The organism is Cupriavidus sp. H39 (assembly GCF_050271075.1).
GTDB lineage: Bacteria > Pseudomonadota > Gammaproteobacteria > Burkholderiales > Burkholderiaceae > Cupriavidus > Cupriavidus necator_B.
Genome location: NZ_CP189848.1, coordinates 3,244,038 through 3,263,730, shown reverse-complemented (window position 1 = coordinate 3,263,730; position 19,693 = coordinate 3,244,038). Strand labels below are relative to the sequence as shown.

Below are 19,693 nucleotides of genomic sequence, written 5' to 3'. Positions count from 1 at the left end.
AAGTTGGACAGTGATTGGCTAGGCTTGAGAGGGCTGAGTCCTGTACTTCACGGGACTCAGCCCTTTTAGTTTGAGTTTGATGCGGTCGTGATTGTAGTAGTGAATGTATTGGGCCAGGCCTTGCTGTAGTTGCTCGACGCTGGCGAATTTGTTCAGGTAGAAGAATTCGGACTTCAGGGTGCCGAAGAAGCTTTCCATGGCGGCGTTGTCCAGACAATTGCCCTTGCGCGACATGCTGGGACGGACGCTGCGCTTTTTGAGCATTTGCTGATAGGCCGGCATCTGGTACTGCCAGCCCTGATCGGAATGCAGTATGGGTCGATCCTTCGGGCCGAGGCGGCGGAACGCCTTCTTCAGCATATTCCTCACCATCTCAAAGGCGGGCCTGCGGGCAGTCTCGTAGGCGATGATCTCGCCGTTGTACAGGTCCAGCACCGGGGAAAGGTAGAGCTTCTCGCCGGCCACGTTGAATTCGGTCACGTCGGTTACCCACTTCCGATTCGCGCGTTCGGCGTGGAATCGCCGTTGCAGAACGTTGGGCGCGACACGCCCCACCATGCCCTTGTAGGATCGGTATTTCTTTGGCCGGACCAACGACTTCAATCCCATCTCGCGCATGAGCCGCTGAACCGTCTTGTGGTTGACGACCGTGCCGGTTTGCCGGATCGCCGCTGTGATGCGGCGGTAGCCATAACGACCCATGTGTCGGGCGAAGAGTTCGCGAATGCGCGTTTTCAGCTCCGCATACTTGTCCTGGGCCTGGAGCACCGCCTGCTGGTAGTAGAAGGTGCTGCGCGCCAGCTCCGCCACCCTCAGCAAACCGGACAATGGAAACTGCTGCCTCAGCTCAAGCACTATTTGCGCCTTTTGGGTTGCGCAGAGGTCTTGCTCGCTTGAACCAAGGCGTCGAGCTTTTTTAGGTACGCGTTCTCCATGCGCAGGTAGTTCAACTCTTCAAGGAGTTCCTCGCGTGTGCGCGTACGGTCGTCTGAAGACCGCGATGGCTTTGTCTTGGGAGTCCGTTGTGGCATCTTGCTGGGCCGCCGTCCCTTAGGCCGAGGCGTCAGAGCTTCTAAACCCCCAGCATCATACTGGCGTTCCCACACGCCAATGGCGCCGATATTGCGAATGTCGAACAGCGCCGCCACTTCCCGATGCGACAAGCCTTGGCGGCGCATCCGCTCGAGCACCGAGAGCTTGAACTCGGCGCTGTAGGTCTTGTACCTGCGCTTGAGGCTGGCTTTGCCGTGCAGCCGATAGGCTGCCACCCAGCGTCGCACCGTGCCGTCGTCTATTCCATGGCGCTTGGCAAGCGTACTGGCGCCTACCTGCCCGTCCAGATATTCCTTGATGACCGACAGCCTGAACTGCTCGGTGTACCTATACATGAAAACACCCCAAAAGTTGGTGTCCAACTTTTGGGGTGCAGTTCAGAAACGGCGCGGTTTGTTCTTTGGCGCGGGGAAAACGGCGCGGCGCCGGCGCTTGCGGGAGGGAGGCTGCTTCAGGCCTCGTTGCGGATCAATTCCAGCAACCCCCGCATCGCGTGTTCGGCCGCCTGGCGGCGGATCTGGCCGCGGTCGCCGCGAAAGCGCTGGGTCTCGGTACGGGTGGTGATGCGGTTGCTCCAGCCGAAGCACACCATGCCCACCGGTTTTTCGGGGGTGCCCCCGTTCGGGCCGGCCACGCCGGTGATCGACAGCGCCACCTGCGCGCGGCTGTTGAGCAGCGCCCCCTCGGCCATGGCGCGCGCGACTTCCTCGCTGACCGCGCCGTAATCCCGGATCAGCTTGGCGGGCACGCCCAGCATGGTGGACTTGGCCTCATTGGAATACGTGACAAAGCCGCGCTCGAACCAGCCCGACGAGCCCGATACGTCGGTAATGGCAGCGGCCACGAGGCCGCCGGTGCAGGATTCGGCGGTGGCCAGCATCAGGGATTTGTCGGCTAGGGCGACGCCGGCCTGGATGGCGAGCTGGTCGAGCAGGCGGCTGACGGACATGATGGGTGCAGGGTTTGTTTTGTGGGAATCGGTGGGTGATCGGCGGGGATGGCTGATGACAGGGCGGGCGTCGTCGCTCAGAACGAGCGCCACAGCGCAAACACCAGCAGCGTGTAGAACGCCGCGAAGATGTCGTCGAACATCACGCCGAAGCCGCCGCGCAGGCCCGGGCCTTTCAGGCTGCGGTCATAGTGGCCGATCGGGGCCGGCTTGGCGATATCGAACAGCCGGAACCACAGGAACGCGGCGAACTGGCCCCAAAAGCCGGTCGGCATGACAAAGGCCAGCACCAGCCAGAACGCAACGATCTCGTCCCAGACCATGCTGCCGTGGTCGTGCACGCCCATGTCGCGCGCGGTGCGGGCACACGCCCACAGGCCCACGACGAAGCCGCCGGCGATGATCCACAGCCAGGTGGCGGGCTCGATCCACAGCGAAATCACCACGAACGAGAGCCAGGCGTAGAGCGTACCGACGGTGCCGGGACCGACCGGCGACAGGCCGGAACCGAAGCCTAAGGCGATCAGGTGCGCCGGATGGGCCAGCATGAAGCGCGCGCTCGGGCGCGTGACCTTGACGGTCTGGCCGGCTTCCAGGGTCAGGGCGGGGTCGCGCGGCGCGGCCCCGGGAGGGAAGGTGGACATCAAAGTTGGCTCGTGTGATGCCGATACGGCTTATGGTTATGGCCGGCTTGCGCTGCGATGCGTGCGGGACTCCCGTGCCCGCGCAGGCGCCGATGCCGGCATCATGACATGCCTGTGACCTGGTGTCAGGGGGCAGCGAAGTGGTCGAAGCTGGCGCCCTCGTAGCGGGTCGGGTTGCCGGCGCGGTCGACCAGCCGCAGCCCGGGTTCGGGCGTGATGGCCCCGACGCGCGTCAATGGCAGCGCCAGCCGTTCGCTGATCGCGGCAATCGCGTCGCGGTGGCCGGCCGGCGCGGTGAAACACAGTTCATAGTCATCGCCGCCAGCCAGCACGCACTCGCGCTGGATGGCGTCGGGCTGGCCCGCCAGCACCGCCGAGCGGGGCAGGGCATCGACATCGACCAGCGCGCCTACCTGCGAACGCGACAGGATATGGCCAAGGTCGCCGACCAGGCCGTCGGAGATGTCCAGGGCCGCATGCGCCACGCCGCGCAAGGCCATGCCCAGCGCGATGCGAGGCGTGGGGGTGTCCATGCGCGGCCGGACCTGGCTGAATTCGGGCTCGGGCAGCAGCCATTCGCCGCGGCAGTCGCCCAACGCCAGCCGCGCATCGCCCAGGGTGCCGGAGATCCAGATATCGTCGCCCGGGCGCGCGGCGTCGCGGCGCAGTGCGGCGCGCAGCGGCACGTCGCCGAATACCGTCAGCGACAGCGTCAGCGGGCCGCGCGTGGTATCGCCTCCCACCAGTTCACACCCGTGTTCGTCGGCCAGCGCCAGCATGCCCCCGGCCAGCTCGGCCAGCCACTCGGGCTCGGCCTCGGGCAGGGCAAGCGCCAGCGTAAAGGCGCGCGGCTCGGCGCCCATGGCGGCCAGGTCTGACAGATTCACGGCCAGCGCCTTGTGGCCCAGCGCGCGCGGCGCCACATCGGGGAAGAAATGCCGGCCGCTGACCAGCATGTCGGTGCTGATTGCGAGATGATGGCCGGGACGGCCCTCGACCAGCGCGCAGTCATCGCCGACGCCGAGCGCCGCCTTGCGTACCGGCCGGGTGAAATAGCGGCGGATCAGGTCGAATTCGGAAAGCGGGGCGGGCTGGGCGTTGGGCATCGTGGAGAAACTGCCCGAGGCGGGCGGGGGATGGGTGGCGGCGTTTGGAAGGAAATCCGTGGTATTTGCTGGAAGATCCGCCGCGGGCGCGCACCGTCAGCATGGGGTGTCGGTCGCATTTCAGCAAGATACTGCCGCGCACTATAGCCATGACCGCCATGCGCTGCGCCGCTTCAGCGCGTCGACGCTACGCTTGCTGGTGTTGCCCCGGAGGATGGGGCATATTGTACCGAATCGCAAAGGTGCCCCAATTAAAAGGCTTATTGTGAAATAGTATTTCACTATATAAAATGCTGGGTTCCAAAGGAAGAGAAGGGCGGACGCGTGGAGCCGGTCCGCCAAATCGTCCCCGCCTCGTCAATGACGGCTCCACCGATTGGAAGATGCGCCGATGACCAGCCCACAGTCCCCGTCCCAAGACGATCTGAAACAGCAGCAGCGCGAGGCGCTGCGCAAAGCGGCGCTCGAGTATCACGAGTTTCCCACTCCCGGCAAGATCTCGGTCACGCCGACCAAGCCCCTGTCGAACCAGCGCGACCTGGCCCTGGCTTATTCGCCAGGCGTGGCCGCGGCCTGTGAAGAAATCGTTTCTGATCCCGCCAACTCGTTCCGCTACACCGCGCGCGGCAACCTGGTCGCGGTAATCACCAACGGCACCGCCGTGCTGGGCCTGGGCGACATCGGCGCCGCGGCCTCCAAGCCGGTGATGGAGGGCAAGGCCGGGCTGTTCAAGAAGTTTGCCGGTATCGACGTGTTCGATATCGAAGTCGACGAGAAGGATCCGGAAAAGCTGGTCCAGATCATCGCCGCGCTCGAGCCCACCTTCGGTGGCATCAACCTGGAAGACATCAAGGCACCCGAGTGCTTCTACGTCGAGCGCAAGCTGCGCGAGAAGATGAAGATCCCCGTCTTCCATGACGACCAGCACGGCACCGCCATCGTGGTGGCCGCGGCCATCATCAACGGCCTGAAAGTGGTCGGCAAGGATATCGCCAAGGTCAAGCTGGTGGCCTCCGGCGCCGGCGCGGCCGCGCTGGCCTGCCTGGACCTGCTGGTCGACATCGGCCTGCCCATCGAGAATATCTGGGTGACCGACCTGGCCGGCGTGGTCTACGAGGGCCGTACCGAGCTGATGGACCCGGAAAAGGCGCGCTTCTCGCAAAAGACCGACAAGCGCAAGCTGGGCGAAGTGATCGACGGCGCCGACATCTTCCTGGGCCTGTCGGCAGCGGGCGTGCTGAAGCAGGACATGGTGCAGCGCATGGCCGACAAGCCGCTGGTGCTGGCGCTGGCCAACCCGAATCCGGAAATCTCGCCGGAACTGGTCAAGGAAGTGCGTCCGGACGCGGTGATGGCCACCGGCCGTACCGACTACCCGAACCAGGTCAACAACGTCCTGTGCTTCCCGTTCATCTTCCGCGGGGCGCTTGACTGCGGCGCCACCACCATCACGCGCGAGATGGAAATTGCCGCGGCCAATGCGCTGGCCGAACTGGCACGCCAGGAGCAGAGCGACATCGTCGCCACCGCGTACGGCATCCAGGATCTGTCGTTCGGCCCCGAATACCTGATTCCCAAGCCGTTCGATCCGCGCCTGATCGTCAAGGTGGCCCCCGCTGTGGCCGAAGCCGCGAAGAAGTCCGGCGTGGCCGCGCGCCCGATCGAGGACATGGATGCGTACCGTCTGCAGCTGCAGCAGTTCGTGTACCACTCCGGCACGGTGATGAAGCCGATCTACGCCGCCGCGCGCAAGGTCGAGATGGAGAAGAAGCGCATCGTCTTCGCCGAGGGCGAGGAAGAGCGCGTGCTGCGCGCCGTGCAGGTGATCGTCGACGAGAAGCTGGCCAACCCGATCCTGATCGGCCGCCCCGCCGTGCTCCAGCACCGCATCGAGCGCTTCGGCCTGCGCCTGCGCGCCGGCGTGGACTTCACCGTGGTCAACCCGGAACACGACGAGCGCTTCCGCGACTATTCCGACGCCTACTACCGCATGATGGCCCGCCAGGGCATCACGCCGCAGTACGCCAAGCTGGAAATGCGCCGCCGCACCACGCTGATCGGTGCGATGCTGGTGCACAAGGGCGAGGCCGACGGCATGATCTGCGGCACCGTCAGCAACACCGCGGCGCACCTGCGCTATATCGACCAGGTGCTGGGCGGCACCAACAAGGTCTATGCGGCGATGAACGGCCTGGTGCTGCCGGGGCGCCAGATCTTCCTGGTGGACACCCACGTCAACGTTGATCCGAGCGCCGAGGAACTGGCCGCGATCACGCTGATGGCCGCCGAAGAGCTGAAGCGTTTCGGCATCGAACCCAAGGTCGGCCTGCTTTCGCATTCGAACTTCGGCTCGTCCGAGGCGCCCTCGGCGCGCAAGATGCGCGAAACCCTCGCCATCCTCCGCGAGCAGGCGCCGGACCTGGAGATCGACGGCGAAATGCACGGCGATTGCGCGCTGGACCAGAAGCTGCGCGACCAGCTGGTGCCGGACGGCACGCTGAAGGGGGAAGCCAACCTGCTGGTGTGCCCGAATATCGACGCGGCCAATATCTCGTACAACCTGCTCAAGGTTGCCGCGGGCAACAACGTCGCGATCGGGCCGATCCTGCTGGGCGTGAAGGCGCCGGTGCATATCCTGACGCCGTCCGCGACGGTGCGCCGCATCGTCAACATGACGTCGCTGGTGGTGGTCGACGCGGCTGCCAAGCGCTAAGCCGATTGCGCTGGCCCGAACCGGGTCAATGTGACGAAAAGCCGGGTTCGCCCGGCTTTTTTTATCGCTATGCTGGATTGGTTAGTATGCGCACACATACGCTTAACATATTGAAACAATTGAAGAAATCGCACTGCAACAGAGGCGGGATTGATTAATTGCGTGCATGCGCGTAACCTTACGCCTTTGATATAGGCGCTCGCCATGAGCGCCCCGGTGCGGTCGGCATCCATCGCGCTTCGCTTCAGGCGGCGCAGGGCGCCGGCCAGGGTGGCCCGGACAGATCGTCTACCCAACCAGCGGCAGGCTCGATTTCCGGTTCAACCAAGACAAGCAACGTGGGTTTCCAAGTTTCTCCGATGCGGCACGTGACGCGCATGCTGGCCCGGTCCCTGACCGGCGCGGCGCTGGTGCTGGCCCTGGCGCAGCCGACGCTGGCGCGCCAGGCGCAGACCGAAGGACCGGGAACCATTGCAGTGCAGCAGTTGCCCAACGAAGCGCGGCAGACCCTGGAGCGCATCGAAGCCGGCGGCCCGTTCCCGTATGACAAGGACGGCTCGAGATTCGGCAACTACGAACGCATCCTGCCGCAAAGAGATCGCGGTTATTACCGCGAATACACGGTCAAGAGCGCCAGGAGCGGGAACCGGGGAGCCAAGCGGATCGTCTGCGGCGGGGAACAGCGCGCTGCCAACGATTGTTACTACACGGAAGACCACTACAACAGCTTCAAACGGATACTCAAATGATGACTGACATTTTCGGACTGGGCGACGCCCTTGCCGCCCGCGAAGAGCGCGGCGCCGGAGATGGCTGGCAGCGGGCTCAGCAGCAGGCCCAGAACCTATACGACAACGTGCTGATGATGCCGAGCCACGAGCTCATGCAAAAACTCCCGCCCGCGACTGCGCCTGTGGCCGTGCCCGCCGGTCCCGGTTGGAACGACGGCACCAGCGAGGGGGCCATGAACCTGTTCAAGACGGTGCGCCCGAACATCGTCCAGTCGATCCGCGCCTTCCGTGTGCCGGAACTGGCCCAGGCGGCGGCCGATCTCGGCCAGCATTTCCTCTATGCCAATTGCGCGCATTGCGCGAGCAAGGCGGAGATCCTGGAAACCATTGCCACCTCGTTCACCTTCCCCAAGCATTTCGGCAAGAATTTCGACGCGCTGGCGGATTGCCTGACCGACATGATCTACAAGGCTGGGCCGCAGCCGGGTTTCGTGATCGTGCTGGAGGGCCTGCCGATCGCACAGAAGTTCGACAAGGAAGCCCGCGAAGTGCTGCTCGACGTGTTCCGCGACGCTGCGGAGTTCTGGGGCGAGCGCAAGGTGCAGTTCCGCGTGTTCTATTCGTTCGCCTGACGTTCGCCTGACCGCGCCGAGCTGCGACCGATCATGCAAAAAGCCCGCTGATGCGGGCTTTTTGCTTTTCGGGCGAGTTGCGCTTATTCCTGCGCCGGCACATGGCCATGCGGTGTGAGCCGGTCGATCAGTTCCGGCAGGCCTTCGCTCAGCTGTGCCGCCACGTCGTCCTGCGACATGCCGGTGCTCTGCGCCAGCGACTGGAGCGCGCCGGTGTCGCTCAGCGCGTCGCTCAGCGCCGACGGCGTGACCGGCTGGTTGGCGCCGCTGCCGATCCATGAATTGACCTGTTCGCCCAGCCCGGCCTGCGCCAGGATCTGCTGCAGCGCGCCGATGCCGCCGGCGGCCGCGCCCAGCGCCTGGCTGTTGGCCGGCGCGCCGCCCTGGCCGCCAAGCAGGCCGCCGAGCAGCGAGCCCAGGTCGAGTCCGCCAGTGGCGTCGCCTGGCGCGGTGCCACCACTGCCGCCGCCAAGCATGCCGCCCAGCAGCCCGCCGAGACTGCCAAGCCCGCCCAGGCCGTCATCGGCCGCGGGCGCGCCGGCGGCATCGCCGCCCTGGGCGCGGCTGCGCATGGCCAGCGTTGCCAGCAGGCCGAGCGCCATCATGAGCTTGGGATCGAGCCCGCCGGCCTGGCCGCCCTCTCCGCGCGCGCCGCCGAGCTGTCCGAGCACACCGCCCAGCACGCTATCGAGTAGTCCCATGGTCGACTCCTTTCAGTCAGGGTTGCAACGTGACACAGGGCCGGGGTGGCCCGTCGTCAGAATCCGCCCAGCAAGGCGTTCAGAGTTGCCAGGCAGGCGAGCCCAGCGGTTTCGGTACGCAGGATGCGCGGGCCGAGCGACACGCCGGTGAAACCCGCCTGCAGCGCGGCTTGTTCTTCTTCGGTGGCCAGGCCGCCTTCCGGGCCGATCAGCAAGGTGACGCCATCGGCCAGCAACGCCTCGCGCCGTTCCGCCACCAGCGCCGGCAGCGCTTGCGCGGCGCGCGGCGACACCAGCAGTCTGGTGCCGCCGCTGCCGGACTGGGCGACGCGCGCCAGCCACGTATCCAAGTTAGTGACCTCCGCCACCGCCGGCAAACGATTTCGGCCGCATTGCTCGCAGGCGGCCTGGACCAGCGCCTGCCAGTGCGCCTGGCGCTTCTGCGCGCGCTCGCCGGACAGCCGTACCACCGAGCGGCTGGCCTGCAGCGGCTGGATCGCCGCGACGCCAAGTTCGACGGCCTTCTCGATCAGCCAGTCCATCTTGTCGCCGCCCGCCAGGCCCTGTGCCAGCGTGACGCGGAAGGGCGGCTCGGCCTCGGCCGCGTCATGCGCGCCGATGCGCGCCAGCGCGTGGCGCTTGCCCAGTTCGACCAGGGTGGCGGCGTGGCTGCCGCCGCGGCCGTCGAACAGCGTGATGGCGTCGCCCGGCGCCAGGCGCAGCACCTGCGCATGGCGCACCACCGGTTCGGGCAGCGGGAAATCCGATTCGGCAGCCAGCACGGCGTCTGCGCCGCCGACGAAAAATCGTGGCGCCATCAGCTTGCCTGGCCTGCCTGGTTGGCCTGAGCGAGCGGCTTGCCGAAGCCCCAGCGGTAGCCATCGGGATCCTCGACCATGCAATAGCGGTCGCCCCAGAACTGGTCAGCCGGCGCCATCAGGCTCACCGCGCCGGCGTCAACCGCGCGCTGGTGCATGGCGTCGACATCGTCGCAATAGACATAGAAGGTTTGCGGACACTCGACGCCCAGCGAGCGCGGCGTGCGCGCGGTGCTGCCCCAGGCGCCCTCAGGCGCGAACATCACCACCAGCTGGCCCTGGTAGTGCATCTCGGCGTGGGTGGGGACGCCGTTCTCGTCGACCACGTTGCCGGGGGTGAAGCCAAAGGCGCGACCATAGAAGTCCAGCGCGGCGCGCCCGTTGGACACGGTCAGGTAGGGGGTGAGCCAGGGGGTGTTGGCCGGTCTGGTCATGATCGTCTCCGGATGGCGGGAAACCCGGCGCGGCTGGCGTGCCGCGCGGTGCGAGAGTGCATCTTACGCGTGCCGCGCTAAGCTGTCGAAGCGGCGCGCGGCGGCGTCGGCGGGGCGCGGGGGTGAAGCATCAGGCATGCCGGGATCGGGATAGTTCCGGTTGCAGGCACGCGATGGCATGGCAGGACTGCGATGATCGCCCCGACTCCGCCGCAGGGAGCGTCCCGGGGGTCCGGAAAACCCCCTAGCTTCTGCTAAAATTGCGGTTTTCCTGCCGCCAAGGCTCACGCCGAATCCGCCCGCATGTCCGCCCTTGCCCATCCCGCCACAAGTCCTTTTGCTTCCCAGCCCGCCAAGCTGATGGCCGACGCCATCCGCGTGCTTGCCATGGACGCCGTCCAGCAGGCCAATTCCGGCCACCCCGGTGCGCCGATGGGCATGGCAGACATCGCCGTGGCGCTGTGGGGCCGGCACCTGAAGCACAACCCGGGCAACCCGCAGTGGGCCGACCGCGACCGCTTCGTGCTGTCCAACGGCCACGGCTCGATGCTGATCTACGCGCTGCTGCACCTGACCGGCTATGACCTGCCGGTCGAGGAGCTGAAGAACTTCCGCCAGCTGCACAGCAAGACCGCCGGCCACCCGGAATACGGCATCACCCCCGGCGTGGAGACCACCACCGGCCCGCTCGGCCAGGGCATCACCAACGCGGTCGGCATGGCGCTGGCCGAACGCCTGCTGGGCGAGGAATTCAACCGCCCGGGCTTCGATATCGTCGACCACTACACCTATGTGTTCCTTGGCGATGGCTGCCTGATGGAAGGCATCTCGCACGAAGCCTGCTCGCTGGCCGGCACGCTCAAGCTGAACAAGCTGATTGCCCTGTGGGATGACAACGGCATCTCGATCGACGGCGACGTCGTGCACTGGTTCAACGACGACACCCCGAAGCGCTTCGAGGCCTACGGCTGGAACGTGATCCGCGGCATCGACGGCCACGACGTGGTCGCGGTCGACAACGCCATCGCGCAGGCCAAGGCCAGCGACAAGCCCACACTGATCTGCTGCCGCACCAAGATCGGCAAGGGCGCGCCCAACAAGGAAGGCGGCCACGACGTGCACGGCGCTCCGCTGGGCGGTGCCGAGGTGCTGGCCACGCGCGAGGCGCTGGGCTGGGCCCACGCCCCGTTCGAGGTGCCGGCCGAGGTCTATGACGCATGGGACGCCAAGGCCAACGGCCAGGCGCTGGAGCGCGCCTGGAACGCGCTGTTCGAATCGTACGCCGAACGCCACCCGTATGAGGCCGGCGAGTTCACCCGCCGCATGAAGGGCGAGCTGCCGGGCGCGTTCGACGCCGCCGTCGAAGCCTTTATCGCCAAGTGCGAGGAGAAGGCCGAGACCATCGCCACCCGCAAGGCCAGCCAGAACACCATCGAGGCCTTCGGCCCGGTGCTGCCCGAGTTCCTCGGCGGCTCGGCCGACCTGACCGGCTCGAACCTGACCAACTGGTCGGGCAGCAAGGCCGTGCGCGTCGATGCCTGGGGCAACCACATCAACTACGGTGTGCGCGAGTTCGGCATGAGCGCGATCATGAACGGCATCACGCTGCATGGTGGCTACATCCCCTACGGCGCGACCTTCCTGACCTTCTCGGACTACAGCCGCAATGCGCTGCGCATGGCGGCGCTGATGAAGATCCGCTCGCTGTTCGTGTTCACCCATGACTCGATCGGCCTGGGCGAAGACGGCCCCACGCACCAGTCGATCGAGCACGTTGCCAGCCTGCGCCTGATCCCCAACCTGGACGTCTGGCGTACCGCCGACACCACCGAGACCGCGGTGGCCTGGGCCGAGGCGATCCGCCGCGAGAACGGTCCGAGCTGCCTGATCTTCAGCCGCCAGAACCTGCCGTTCCAGCAGCGCGACGACGCTACCCGCGCCAATATCGCGCGCGGCGGCTACGTGCTGCGCGACAGCGTCAACGCCAGGACCGGCCGTCCGGACGCGGTGATCCTGGCCACCGGCTCCGAAGTGGGCCTGGCCGTCGGCGCTGCCGATGCCCTGGCCGCCGAAGGCGTGCACGTGCGCGTGGTATCGATTCCCGCGACCACCGTGTTCGACAAGCAGGACACCGCCTACAAGGCCAGCGTGCTGCCGGCCGGCGTGCCGCGGGTGGCAGTCGAGGCGGGCGTGACGGACTTCTGGTGGAAGTACCAGGTCCAGGCGGTGGTGGGCATCGACACCTTCGGTGAATCGGCCCCGGCCGGCGTGCTGTTCAAGCACTTCGGCTTTACCGTCGAGAACGTGGTCCGTACGGTGAAGGACACCCTTATCTAAGCATCCGGGCGCTGGAACCGCGCGGTGCGCCGCGCGGCAGACGCGGCGCCCACCGGTTTCAATCGATCCTCAGGAGAGACAGTCATGACCATCAAGATCGGCATCAACGGCTTCGGCCGCATCGGACGCATGGTGTTCCGCGCCGCCGTCGCCAACTTCAAGGACATCGAAGTCGTTGGCATCAACGACCTGCTCGAGCCTGACTACCTGGCGTACATGCTGAAGTACGACTCGGTGCATGGCCGCTTTGACGGCGAAGTGTCGGTCGACGGCAACACGCTGGTCGTCAACGGCAAGAAGATCCGCCTGACCGCGGTCAAGGATCCGGCCGAGCTGAAATGGGGCGAGATCGGCGCCGACGTGGTGGTCGAGTCGACCGGCATCTTCCTGACCAAGGAAGGCGCGCAGAAGCATATCGACGCGGGCGCCAAGAAGGTGATCATGTCGGCCCCGTCCAAGGACGACACCCCGATGTTCGTGTATGGCGTGAACCACGACACCTACAAGGGCGAGGCGATCATCTCCAACGCCAGCTGCACCACCAACTGCCTGGCCCCGGTGGCCAAGGTGCTGAACGACAAGTGGGGCATCAAGCGCGGCCTGATGACCACCGTGCACGCCGCCACCGCCACGCAGAAGACCGTCGACGGCCCGTCCAACAAGGACTGGCGCGGCGGCCGCGGCATCCTGGAAAACATCATCCCGTCGTCGACCGGCGCCGCCAAGGCCGTGGGCGTGGTGATCCCGCAGCTGAACAAGAAGCTGACCGGCATGTCGTTCCGCGTGCCGACCTCGGACGTGTCCGTGGTCGACCTGACCGTCGAGCTGGAAAAGTCGGCCTCGTACGAGGAAATCTGCGCCGAGATGAAGGCCCAGAGCCAGGGCGCGCTGAAGGGCGTGCTGGGCTACACCGAAGACAAAGTTGTCGCCACGGACTTCCGCGGCGATGCACGCACCTCGATCTTCGACGCCGAAGCCGGCATCGCGCTGGACGGCACCTTCATCAAGGTCGTGAGCTGGTACGACAACGAGTGGGGCTACTCGAACAAGGTGCTGGAAATGGCCCGCGTGGTGGCCAAGTAATCGGCGGCTTCCGCCGCCGTGGAAAACGCGCCTGCGGGCGCGTTTTTTGTTTATTGGGCAGGGACTCGGGCGAGTTGCGCGGCCGGCGGCGTTCCTTTGGCCGGGGCGTTGAAATACCTGCGTCAGAAAAGAATGATAAAAATGGAAGCCGGGATGCTGGTGTACCCGGCGGTGGAAGTGCTCGCTGCGCCGCCGGCAATGTACGCATTTGCAATCAATAGCAGCAAAAGCGCGCAATTTTTGGCAGTTATGCCATCCGTAGCGCTTTCAGAAATGCCGAATTTGCTTTCCGAGCTTGATTTTTCCTCTTACACTATTAAGACGCTGTTGAAATCTGATGTGCAGCCAGTGCAAGTGGTGGGGCCATCTTAGCTGTGAAAAATCTGACCGGGGGCCTGATCATGGTGAACGTAGACACAAAGCTGTTAGTGATCTTCACCGAGCTGCTGAGCAAGCGCAATGCCACTTACGTGGCTGAGAAGATGCACATGACCGCGCCGGCGGTCTCACATTCGCTTGGCAGGCTGCGCGAAATCTTTGACGATCCACTTTTTATCCGCGTCCCGCACGGGCTGACGCCGACGCCGCGCGCGCTCGAGCTGGGGCCGAAGATTCGCGACATGCTGGATCTGTGGTCGTCCATCAACGAGGGCGATGCGGACAACTTCGATCCGGCTACTGCCACTGGCACGCTGAGTATCGGCTTTGCCGCGGAACTGGGCGATACGGTGTTCAACCGTTTCGTGCTGCGCATCAAGGCGCTGGCGCCTGACCTGCATATCAAGCTGGTCGAGTCCCATTCGTGGGAAACCGATGTCGCGTCGATGCGCGCCAACGAACTCGACCTGGCATTCTCGCCGTTCCCGACCCGTCATCCGGAAATCGTCGAGGAAATGGTCACCTCGCTCAACCTGTGGGTGTGCGCGCGCAAGGACCATCCGGTGCTGAAGGGCCATTGCACGCTCGAGCAATACCTGGACTGCGGCCATATCTTCATGGCGCATTCCGGCAGTGCGGGCCGCCCGGCGCCTTCGCTGATCCCGCTCGACTACGCGCTGCAGCAGCGCGGCCTGAAGCGCAATGCATCGCTGACGGTACATTCATGGCGGGCCCAGGCCGAGCTGGCCTCGCAGACGGACATGATCTTCACCGTCAATGCGCTGACCAAGGACATGGCTTGCGAAACCTATGGCCTGAAGGCTTTCCCGCTGCCGGCGGAGTTGAACACCACGCTTGGCCTGAACATGTTCTGGCACCGCAGCCGCAACACCCACCCGATGCTGGTGTGGGCGCGCGGCCTGTTCCGCCAGGTGGTGGGTGAGTTCGTCGGCCTGCCGCCGGCACGCCCGGCCCGGGCGGTGACCGAGCAGGACCTGCAGGATCTGCAGGCACGCTGACCCGCGGCGGTGGCAAGCCTCCAACAAAAAAAACCGGCGCCAGGCGCCGGTTTTTTGTTGCACGTCTGCGCTCCGGCAAGGGAGCGAGCGGCTTATCGTTTGAGTCTGTGGGGACAGTTGGTTTTGGTGCAGTTGCCGTACAGCGACAACGCATGTTCCTGCAGGGTGAAGCCGCGCTCGCGCGCAATGCTTTGCTGGCGCTGCTCGATCTCCGAATCGAAGAATTCCTCGACCCTGCCGCAGTCCAGGCACACCAGGTGATCGTGATGCTTGCCTTCGTTGAGTTCGAAGATCGCCTTGCCGGACTCGAAGTTGTTGCGCGACAGCAGGCCAGCCTGCTCGAACTGGGTCAGCACGCGGTAAACGGTGGCCAGGCCGATATCCATATGCTCGTTCAGCAGGATACGGTAGACGTCTTCCGCGCTCAGGTGCCGCTGCTCGCTGGTTTGAAAAATTTCAAGAATCTTCAGCCTGGGCACGGTCGCCTTCAGGCCGATATTCTTGAGGTCCGCCGGACTCGGCATGTGGGTGACTCCCTAGAGTACAATGTCTGGATAGTTGAATCATAAGGGTTTTGGCAGCAAAAGTCGCTCGCGCCGACGATGTCCCAGGTCGGCATCGCGCGCCCGGCGAGGTTGCCGTCCCATGTGGTTGCGGCGGCAGATGCAATCTGTTCGTGTGGTGCAATCGGCGCATTGAGCGCCGTTTTCATGCCTGCGCAGCCGACCTTTGCCGCGTTACTTTTCTTTCCCTCCCGGAAGCGAGATCCATGCGTTCTATCCGTTCGTCCGCCATGCGTCCGACGCTGGTTGTCTCCCTGCTGGCCGCGGCCCTGCTGGCCGGCGCCTGCTCGGCCTACGATTCCACCTCGCGCAAGGTAGCCAACGCCATCACGCCGTACCGGATCAACATCGTGCAGGGCAACTTCGTCTCGCGCGAAGCCGCCTCGCAACTGCGCGAAGGCATGACCCGCGACCAGGTCAAGTTCCTGCTCGGCACGCCGCTGCTGACCGACGTGTTCCATGCCAACCGCTGGGATTATGTGTTCTCGTTCCGCCGCGGCAATACTCCCGTGGTGCAGCAGCGCCGCTACACGGTGTTCTTCGACGGCGACAGGCTGGTCAAGTTTGGTGGCGACGAACTGCCGTCCGAGTATGAGCTGATTGCCGAAATCGACGGCATGAAGAAGGCGCTCAAGGAGCAGACGCCGGGCAAGATCTCCACCAGCGCCGCCGCGGCCCCGGCCGAGCCGCAGACCACGGTCGAGAATTTTGTACCGCGGCAGGCGCAGCAGCCGGAAGCCGCCGCGCAGCCGGCGCAAGCGGCCCAGCCCGCAGCCGAAGCGGCGGCCCCGGCACCAGCCACCGCGCCGGCCGACGCGCCCAAGCCAGCCGCCAACTGATCGACCATGCGCGCCGGCTGCGGCGCGCCGCCGGTTTTCCGGGCCGGCCATTCATGGCCGGCTCGTTCCTCTTTCGCGCATCGCGCATATTCCGCTGAGCCAGACACCATGAACATCGCCATCGCAGGCGCATCGGGCCGCATGGGCCGCATGCTGATCGAACAAGTGCTGAACACCGAGGGCGTGAAGCTGTCGGGCGCGCTCGACGTGCCGGGCTCGCCGGCGCTGGGCCAGGATGCGGGCCTGTTCCTGGGCCGCAACACCGACGTGGCGATTACGGCGGACATGGAAGCCGGGCTGGCCGGCGCGGACTGCCTGATCGACTTCACCCGTCCCGAAGGCACGCTGGCGCACCTGGCCGCGGCGAAGCGGCTGGGGGTCAAGATGGTGGTCGGCACTACCGGCTTCGACGAGGCCGGCAAGGCAGCACTGGCCGACGCCGCCAGGTCGATCGGCATTGTCTTCGCCGCCAACTTCAGCGTCGGCGTCAATGCCACCTTCAAGCTGCTGGAAGTGGCGGCCAAGCTGCTGTCGACCGGCTATGACATCGAGGTGATCGAGGCCCACCACCGCTTCAAGGTCGACGCCCCGTCGGGCACGGCGCTGAAGATGGGCGAAGTGATCGCCGATGCGCTGGGCCGCGACCTGAAGACCTGCGCCGTCTATGCCCGCGAAGGCCATACCGGCGAGCGCGATCCCGGTTCGATCGGCTTTGCCACCATCCGCGGCGGCGACATCGTCGGCGACCACACCGTGATGTTCGCCGGCATCGGCGAGCGCATCGAAATCAGCCACAAGTCGTCCAGCCGCCAGTCGTATGCCGACGGCGCGGTGCGTTCGGCCCGATTCCTGGCCGACAAGCCCAGCGGGCTGTTCGACATGCAGGACGTGCTGGGCCTGAAGTAAGGGCGCGCCCGGGGGGCGGCCAGCGCTGCTGCCACGGTTATAATCGATTGCTTTAGCATTGCACGCCGGGCGGGCGCCCAGACAGCGCCCGCCGCTTACCTTCCAACGATTCTCCCCGGATGCCGGCAGGCCAGTTGCCGCGCAGACGCTGCCTTGACCATGCAAGACAAATACCTTCCTTCCGCCGTTGAACAAGCCGCCCAGCAGCACTGGCAAGCCATCGACGCCTATCGCGTGTCGGAGCATGCAGCCGGGCCCGACGGCAAGGAAAAGCCCAAGTTCTACGCCTGCTCGATGCTGCCGTACCCGTCGGGCAAGCTGCACATGGGCCACGTGCGCAACTACACCATCAACGATGTGATGGCGCGCTACCTGCGCATGAACGGCAACAACGTGCTGATGCCGATGGGCTGGGACGCCTTCGGCATGCCGGCCGAGAACGCGGCGCTGAACAACGGCGTGGCGCCCGCCGCCTGGACCTACGACAACATCGCTTACATGAAGAAGCAGATGCAGTCGATGGGCCTGGCGATCGACTGGTCGCGCGAAGTCGCCACCTGCAGCCCCGACTACTACCGCTGGAACCAGTGGCTGTTCCTGAAGATGCTGGAAAAGGGCATTGCCTACCGCAAGACCGGCACCGTTAACTGGGATCCCGTGGACCAGACCGTGCTGGCCAATGAGCAGGTCATCGACGGCCGCGGCTGGCGCTCGGGCGCGGTGGTGGAAAAGCGCGAGATCCCGATGTACTACCTGCGCATCACCGACTATGCGCAGGAGCTGCTTGGCGACCTGGACCAGCTGGGCTGGCCCGAGCGCGTCAAGGTGATGCAGCAGAACTGGATCGGCAAGAGCGTGGGCGTGCGCTTTGCCTTCACCCATGACATCCCGGGCGAGGACGGCAAGCCGATCAATGACGGCAAGCTCTACGTCTTCACCACGCGCGCCGACACCATCATGGGCGTGACCTTCTGCGCGGTTGCCGCCGAGCACCCGCTGGCCACGCACGCCGCGCTGAACAACCCCGAACTGGCTGCCTTCATCGACGAATGCAAGCACGGCTCGGTGATGGAAGCCGACATGGCGACCATGGAGAAGAAGGGCATGCCGACCGGGCTGCAGGTGGTGCATCCGCTGACCGGCGAGAAGGTCGACGTGTGGGTCGGCAACTACGTGCTGATGAGCTACGGCGACGGCGCGGTGATGGGCGTGCCGGCGCACGACGAGCGCGACTTCGCCTTCGCCAACAAGTACCAGCTGCCGATCAAGCAGGTGATCGACGTCAAGGGCCAGCCGTATTCGACCGACGCCTGGCAGGAATGGTACGGCGACAAGGAACACGGCACCTGCATCCACAGCGGCAAATACGATGGCCTGGACTACCAGGCCGCGGTGGAAGCGATCGCGGCCGACCTGGGCGCGATGGGCCTGGGCGAGAAAAAAACCACCTGGCGCCTGCGCGACTGGGGTATCTCGCGCCAGCGCTACTGGGGCACGCCGATCCCGCTGATCCACTGCGACAGCTGCGGCGTGGTGCCGGTGCCCGAGCAGGACCTGCCGGTGGTGCTGCCGGAAGACCTGGTGCCGGACGGCACCGGCAACCCGCTGGCCAAGGACCCGCGCTTCCTGCAGTGCACCTGCCCGTCGTGCGGCAAGCCCGCGCGCCGCGAGACCGACACGATGGATACCTTCATCGATTCGTGCTGGTACTACATGCGCTATACGTGCCCGGATGCGGCCACCATGGTCGATGCGCGCAACGACTACTGGATGCCGATGGACCAGTACATCGGCGGCATCGAGCACGCGATCCTGCACCTGCTGTACGCGCGTTTCTGGACCAAGGTCATGCGCGACCTGGGCCTGGTCAAGTTCGACGAGCCCTTCACCAACCTGCTGACCCAGGGCATGGTGCTCAACGAGACCTACTACCGTGAAGACGCCTCGGGCAAGAAGCACTGGTACAACCCGGCCGAGGTCGACCTGCGCACCGACGAGCGCGGCCGCCCGGTGGGCGCCACGCTGATCGCCGACGGCCAGCCGGTGGTGATCGGCGGCGTCGAGAAGATGTCGAAGTCCAAGAACAACGGCATCGACCCGCAGGCGCTGATCGACCAGTACGGCGCCGACACCGCGCGCTTGTTCGTGATGTTCGCCGCGCCGCCGGAGCAGCAGCTGGAGTGGAGCGGTTCGGGCGTGGAGGGCGCGTCGCGCTTCCTGCGCCGTGTGTGGAACTACGGCTATGCCAACGCCGCCGCCATTCGTGACGGTGCCGCCGGCGCGCCGGGCGCGGACGATGCCGAGCTGCGCCGCGAGATCCACGGTGTGCTCAAGCAGGCCAACTACGACTACCAGCGCATCCAGTACAACACCGTGGTGTCCGCCACCATGAAGATGCTGAACGCGCTGGACGATGCCAAGACCGCCTCGCCGGCCGCGCGCCGCGAGGGCTTCGGCATCCTGCTGCGGGTGCTGTACCCGGTGGTGCCGCACATCACGCACGGCCTGTGGGAACAGCTGGGCTACGCCGCCGAGGCCGGCGACCTGCTCGACGCGCCGTGGCCGCAGGTCGATGAAGCCGCGCTGGTGCGCAGCGAGATCGAACTGGTGCTCCAGATCAACGGCAAGGTGCGCGGCAGCATCACCGTGCCCGCCGACGCCGACCGCGCCGCCATCGAGGCGACGGCAGCCGCCAGCGACACCGTGGCCAAGTTTGCCGAAGGCAAGGCGCCGAAGAAGATCGTGGTGGTGCCTGGCCGCCTGGTCAACGTGGTGCTTTGACGGCGC

Annotated in this window: 18 protein-coding genes; 10 read left to right on the top strand and 8 right to left on the bottom strand. The window is 65.6% G+C overall.

Annotated elements, in window-relative coordinates; genetic code table 11:
- Nucleotides 1–18 precede the first annotated feature (18 nt).
- The 4 genes from ACOCMH_RS30490 to thiL form a co-directional block, all read right to left on the bottom strand.
- A protein-coding gene (locus tag ACOCMH_RS30490; RefSeq protein WP_427308559.1) for an IS3 family transposase occupies nucleotides 19–1,388 on the bottom strand; the annotation gives its coding sequence in 2 pieces (ribosomal slippage) (nucleotides 19–905 and nucleotides 905–1,388; 1,371 coding nt in all).
- A 116-nt stretch (nucleotides 1,389–1,504) separates the two neighbouring features.
- Nucleotides 1,505–2,002 carry a CinA family protein gene (locus ACOCMH_RS30485; protein WP_427311271.1) on the bottom strand — a complete coding sequence of 166 codons (498 nt, stop codon included), beginning with the start codon at nucleotides 2,000–2,002 and terminating at the stop codon, nucleotides 1,505–1,507.
- A 77-nt stretch (nucleotides 2,003–2,079) separates the two neighbouring features.
- A complete protein-coding gene (locus ACOCMH_RS30480) occupies nucleotides 2,080–2,646 on the bottom strand; it encodes a phosphatidylglycerophosphatase A family protein (protein ID WP_427311269.1) in 567 nt (188 codons plus the stop codon).
- A 125-nt stretch (nucleotides 2,647–2,771) separates the two neighbouring features.
- Complete coding sequence (thiL, locus tag ACOCMH_RS30475) at nucleotides 2,772–3,752, bottom strand: thiamine-phosphate kinase (protein ID WP_427311267.1); 981 nt, start codon at nucleotides 3,750–3,752, stop codon at nucleotides 2,772–2,774.
- 391 nt (nucleotides 3,753–4,143) lie between these two features.
- Here thiL and ACOCMH_RS30470 point away from each other — a divergent pair, with 391 nt between their 5' ends.
- The 3 genes from ACOCMH_RS30470 to ACOCMH_RS30460 all read left to right on the top strand — a co-directional run bounded on the left by ACOCMH_RS30470 (nucleotide 4,144) and on the right by ACOCMH_RS30460 (nucleotide 7,828).
- Complete coding sequence (locus ACOCMH_RS30470; RefSeq protein WP_171517732.1) at nucleotides 4,144–6,465, top strand: NADP-dependent malic enzyme; 2,322 nt, start codon at nucleotides 4,144–4,146, stop codon at nucleotides 6,463–6,465.
- Nucleotides 6,466–6,842: 377 nt separating this feature from the next.
- Nucleotides 6,843–7,214, top strand: a complete 372-nt coding sequence (locus tag ACOCMH_RS30465) for a ribonuclease domain-containing protein (protein ID WP_427313395.1) — start codon at nucleotides 6,843–6,845, stop codon at nucleotides 7,212–7,214.
- Nucleotides 7,211–7,828: a barstar family protein gene (locus ACOCMH_RS30460; RefSeq protein ID WP_427311265.1), complete on the top strand. Its 618-nt coding sequence runs from the start codon at nucleotides 7,211–7,213 to the stop codon at nucleotides 7,826–7,828. The genes ACOCMH_RS30465 and ACOCMH_RS30460 overlap by 4 nt, the downstream gene beginning before the upstream one ends.
- A gap of 83 nt (nucleotides 7,829–7,911) precedes the next feature.
- Here ACOCMH_RS30460 and ACOCMH_RS30455 read toward each other — a convergent pair whose 3' ends face one another.
- Genes ACOCMH_RS30455 through ACOCMH_RS30445 form a run of 3 tightly spaced genes read right to left on the bottom strand, consistent with a single transcriptional unit; the run spans nucleotide 7,912 to nucleotide 9,781 of the window.
- The gene (locus ACOCMH_RS30455) at nucleotides 7,912–8,529 is read right to left on the bottom strand and encodes a YidB family protein (RefSeq protein WP_171515905.1); all 618 of its coding nucleotides are present in this window, start codon (nucleotides 8,527–8,529) and stop codon (nucleotides 7,912–7,914) included.
- A gap of 56 nt (nucleotides 8,530–8,585) precedes the next feature.
- Nucleotides 8,586–9,347, bottom strand: a complete 762-nt coding sequence (locus ACOCMH_RS30450; RefSeq protein ID WP_427311262.1) for a 16S rRNA (uracil(1498)-N(3))-methyltransferase — start codon at nucleotides 9,345–9,347, stop codon at nucleotides 8,586–8,588.
- Entirely contained in the window at nucleotides 9,347–9,781 is a 435-nt protein-coding gene (locus ACOCMH_RS30445; protein ID WP_427311260.1) for a VOC family protein, read from the bottom strand. The genes ACOCMH_RS30450 and ACOCMH_RS30445 overlap by 1 nt, the downstream gene beginning before the upstream one ends.
- 303 nt (nucleotides 9,782–10,084) lie before the next feature.
- On the opposite strand from ACOCMH_RS30445, the gene tkt reads away from it, so the two are divergent.
- From tkt to ACOCMH_RS30425, 4 genes are all read left to right on the top strand, one after another.
- Complete coding sequence (gene tkt, locus ACOCMH_RS30440) at nucleotides 10,085–12,118, top strand: transketolase (protein ID WP_427311259.1); 2,034 nt, start codon at nucleotides 10,085–10,087, stop codon at nucleotides 12,116–12,118.
- A gap of 84 nt (nucleotides 12,119–12,202) precedes the next feature.
- The gene (gap, locus tag ACOCMH_RS30435; protein WP_062801710.1) at nucleotides 12,203–13,201 is read left to right on the top strand and encodes a type I glyceraldehyde-3-phosphate dehydrogenase; all 999 of its coding nucleotides are present in this window, start codon (nucleotides 12,203–12,205) and stop codon (nucleotides 13,199–13,201) included.
- A gap of 18 nt (nucleotides 13,202–13,219) precedes the next feature.
- The gene (locus ACOCMH_RS30430) at nucleotides 13,220–13,573 is read left to right on the top strand and encodes a hypothetical protein (protein ID WP_427311256.1); all 354 of its coding nucleotides are present in this window, start codon (nucleotides 13,220–13,222) and stop codon (nucleotides 13,571–13,573) included.
- 29 nt (nucleotides 13,574–13,602) lie between these two features.
- Nucleotides 13,603–14,598: a LysR family transcriptional regulator gene (locus ACOCMH_RS30425; protein ID WP_171515899.1), complete on the top strand. Its 996-nt coding sequence runs from the start codon at nucleotides 13,603–13,605 to the stop codon at nucleotides 14,596–14,598.
- A gap of 92 nt (nucleotides 14,599–14,690) precedes the next feature.
- Here ACOCMH_RS30425 and fur read toward each other — a convergent pair whose 3' ends face one another.
- Nucleotides 14,691–15,122, bottom strand: a complete 432-nt coding sequence (gene fur, locus ACOCMH_RS30420) for a ferric iron uptake transcriptional regulator (protein ID WP_171515898.1) — start codon at nucleotides 15,120–15,122, stop codon at nucleotides 14,691–14,693.
- Between the two features lie 245 nt (nucleotides 15,123–15,367).
- Here fur and ACOCMH_RS30415 point away from each other — a divergent pair, with 245 nt between their 5' ends.
- The 3 genes from ACOCMH_RS30415 (at nucleotide 15,368) to leuS (ending at nucleotide 19,687) form a co-directional block, all read left to right on the top strand.
- A complete protein-coding gene (locus ACOCMH_RS30415; RefSeq protein ID WP_171515897.1) occupies nucleotides 15,368–16,000 on the top strand; it encodes an outer membrane protein assembly factor BamE in 633 nt (210 codons plus the stop codon).
- Between the two features lie 108 nt (nucleotides 16,001–16,108).
- Complete coding sequence (gene dapB, locus ACOCMH_RS30410; protein ID WP_427311253.1) at nucleotides 16,109–16,906, top strand: 4-hydroxy-tetrahydrodipicolinate reductase; 798 nt, start codon at nucleotides 16,109–16,111, stop codon at nucleotides 16,904–16,906.
- 159 nt (nucleotides 16,907–17,065) lie between these two features.
- A complete protein-coding gene (gene leuS, locus ACOCMH_RS30405; protein ID WP_427313394.1) occupies nucleotides 17,066–19,687 on the top strand; it encodes a leucine--tRNA ligase in 2,622 nt (873 codons plus the stop codon).
- Nucleotides 19,688–19,693: the final 6 nt, after the last annotated feature.

Excerpts from the sequence above, each read along its gene's own strand:
- fur (WP_171515898.1), bottom strand. The coding sequence starts at position 15,122 with ATGCCGAGTCCGGCGGACCTCAAGAATATCGGCCTGAAGGCGACCGTG.
- ACOCMH_RS30465 (WP_427313395.1), top strand. The coding sequence starts at position 6,843 with ATGCTGGCCCGGTCCCTGACCGGCGCGGCGCTGGTGCTGGCCCTGGCG.
- ACOCMH_RS30455 (WP_171515905.1), bottom strand. The coding sequence starts at position 8,529 with ATGGGACTACTCGATAGCGTGCTGGGCGGTGTGCTCGGACAGCTCGGC.
- ACOCMH_RS30480 (WP_427311269.1), bottom strand. The coding sequence starts at position 2,646 with ATGTCCACCTTCCCTCCCGGGGCCGCGCCGCGCGACCCCGCCCTGACC.
- ACOCMH_RS30415 (WP_171515897.1), top strand. The coding sequence starts at position 15,368 with ATGCGTTCTATCCGTTCGTCCGCCATGCGTCCGACGCTGGTTGTCTCC.
- tkt (WP_427311259.1), top strand. The coding sequence starts at position 10,085 with ATGTCCGCCCTTGCCCATCCCGCCACAAGTCCTTTTGCTTCCCAGCCC.
- ACOCMH_RS30450 (WP_427311262.1), bottom strand. The coding sequence starts at position 9,347 with ATGGCGCCACGATTTTTCGTCGGCGGCGCAGACGCCGTGCTGGCTGCC.
- dapB (WP_427311253.1), top strand. The coding sequence starts at position 16,109 with ATGAACATCGCCATCGCAGGCGCATCGGGCCGCATGGGCCGCATGCTG.
- ACOCMH_RS30425 (WP_171515899.1), top strand. The coding sequence starts at position 13,603 with ATGGTGAACGTAGACACAAAGCTGTTAGTGATCTTCACCGAGCTGCTG.
- ACOCMH_RS30460 (WP_427311265.1), top strand. The coding sequence starts at position 7,211 with ATGATGACTGACATTTTCGGACTGGGCGACGCCCTTGCCGCCCGCGAA.
- gap (WP_062801710.1), top strand. The coding sequence starts at position 12,203 with ATGACCATCAAGATCGGCATCAACGGCTTCGGCCGCATCGGACGCATG.
- leuS (WP_427313394.1), top strand. The coding sequence starts at position 17,066 with ATGCAAGACAAATACCTTCCTTCCGCCGTTGAACAAGCCGCCCAGCAG.
- thiL (WP_427311267.1), bottom strand. The coding sequence starts at position 3,752 with ATGCCCAACGCCCAGCCCGCCCCGCTTTCCGAATTCGACCTGATCCGC.
- ACOCMH_RS30470 (WP_171517732.1), top strand. The coding sequence starts at position 4,144 with ATGACCAGCCCACAGTCCCCGTCCCAAGACGATCTGAAACAGCAGCAG.
- ACOCMH_RS30485 (WP_427311271.1), bottom strand. The coding sequence starts at position 2,002 with ATGTCCGTCAGCCGCCTGCTCGACCAGCTCGCCATCCAGGCCGGCGTC.
- ACOCMH_RS30445 (WP_427311260.1), bottom strand. The coding sequence starts at position 9,781 with ATGACCAGACCGGCCAACACCCCCTGGCTCACCCCCTACCTGACCGTG.